This window comes from Agromyces humi (assembly GCF_009720255.1).
GTDB classification, from domain to species: Bacteria; Actinomycetota; Actinomycetes; order Actinomycetales; family Microbacteriaceae; genus Agromyces; species Agromyces humi.
Genome location: NZ_WJSP02000684.1, coordinates 1 through 936, shown reverse-complemented (window position 1 = coordinate 936; position 936 = coordinate 1). Strand labels below are relative to the sequence as shown.

Genomic DNA, 936 nt, shown 5'->3' with positions numbered 1-936 from the left:
GACGACACGCTGCTGATCGAGCGGCTGATCGAGCGCCCGCGCCACATCGAGGTGCAGGTGCTCGCCGACGCCGCCGGCGCCGTCATCCACCTCGGTGAGCGCGAGTGCTCCCTGCAGCGCCGCCACCAGAAGGTGATCGAGGAGGCGCCGTCGCCGCTGCTCGACGAGGCCACCCGGGCGCGCATCGGCGCCGCTGCGTGCGACGCGGCCCGCAGCGTCGGCTACCTCGGCGCGGGCACCGTCGAGTTCCTGGTGTCGGATGCCGCACCCGACGAGTTCTTCTTCATCGAGATGAACACCCGGCTCCAGGTCGAGCACCCCGTCACCGAGCTCGTCACGGGCATCGACCTGGTCGAGCAGCAGCTGCGCATCGCCGCGGGTGAGCCGCTGTCCATCGCGCAGGACGACGTCCGCCTCACCGGCCACGCGATCGAGGCGCGCCTCTACGCGGAGGCGCCCGAACGCGGCTTCCTCCCGTCCACCGGCACGGTGCTGGCCTGGCGGGAGCCGACCGGCCCGGGCGTGCGGGTCGACGCCGGCATCGTCGAGGGGCAGGAGGTCACGGCGCACTACGACCCCATGCTCGCGAAGGTCATCGCCTACGGCGACGACCGCGCCGAGGCGCTCGATCGCCTCGATCGTGCCCTGGCCGACACGGTCGTGCTCGGCATCGACACGAACCTCGCCTTCCTGCGCCGGCTCATCGCCGAGCCCGCGGTCCGCGCCGGCGACCTCGACACCGGGCTCATCGACCGCATGCCCGAGCCCGTTCCTGCTGAGCCCTCGTCAGGGCTCCTCGCCGCGGCCGCTGCGGTCGTCACCGAGCTCCGGCGGCCCGACCACGACGGTGCGACGGATGCCACGGGCCCTCGTGCCTGGCTCGATTCGACCGGGTGGCGACCCGGCCCGCACCGTGCGCCCGTCGTGCTCCTCGCG

The 936-nt window shown here is 73.6% G+C and carries 1 protein-coding gene; it reads left to right on the top strand.

What is annotated here, in order from left to right:
- Positions 1-936, top strand: a 936-nt coding sequence (locus GH736_RS23500) for an ATP-binding protein (RefSeq protein ID WP_456236783.1), incomplete at both ends; no start/stop codon positions are given.